Below are 683 nucleotides of genomic sequence, written 5' to 3' on the forward strand. Positions count from 1 at the left end.
GTGAAGGGCTGTCCGGTGTGCCCGGTGTTTCGAACCACTGCAGTATCCGGGAATCCTGGAACCTCTTCGAGGGCGCCGTATTCGGTCACATCCAAGTTGAGCTGGACGGGGTTGTTGTCCGAGCCCAGGTAGCATTTGCCGCCGAGGAGAGGGTTCGCGATCTTCAGTTTGACGGGTAGCTTCACGCCAAGCTGAAATGCATCCACGGTGGGAAGTGCAGACGTCGACTCGACGGTGGCCGAGGCCTTGTTCAGTCCGAAGAGATTGTCGAAGGGTAGATCGATTCCGAGTGCGCCGCCTGGGATCTCGATGGGTTCGGCGTAGATCCCTCGACTGTTGTCGTTCGGCGGGATGAATACTTGGTCGAATCCGAATTCGGCCTCCGGATTTTCTCGGTAGGCAACTCCGCCTGCGATGCGCATCGCCCCCGCGGGAATGCCGACCGAGAGCTTGCCGATCTTCATGTTGCCGCCGGTGACTGTGACGTCCATGCAGGTGCTGGTCTCGGGATTGTCGATCGGACAGGAGCTCCAACCGCCGAATGGAATGTCCGCTGTTGGGGCGGCTCCGGCAATACCTGCTGACAAGGTTCCCGCTGCTGTGACGGTGGCGAGCACAGTTGCGGTGGCGAGCGCGCCGGAAAGCGCACGCGACGTTGGACGTCGGGACATGTATTTCTCCTT

At 60.5% G+C, this 683-nt stretch carries 1 protein-coding gene; it reads right to left on the reverse strand.

The window, feature by feature from the left end; all coding sequences use genetic code 11:
• Positions 1-671, reverse strand: a 671-nt coding sequence (locus DBV08_RS31940; RefSeq protein ID WP_124570131.1) for a hypothetical protein, incomplete at its 3' end; no start/stop codon positions are given.
• Between the last annotated feature and the right edge of the window lie 12 nt (positions 672-683).

This window comes from Rhodococcus sp. KBW08 (assembly GCF_003852455.1).
In the GTDB taxonomy this organism is placed as follows: Bacteria; Actinomycetota; Actinomycetes; order Mycobacteriales; family Mycobacteriaceae; genus Rhodococcus_F; species Rhodococcus_F baikonurensis.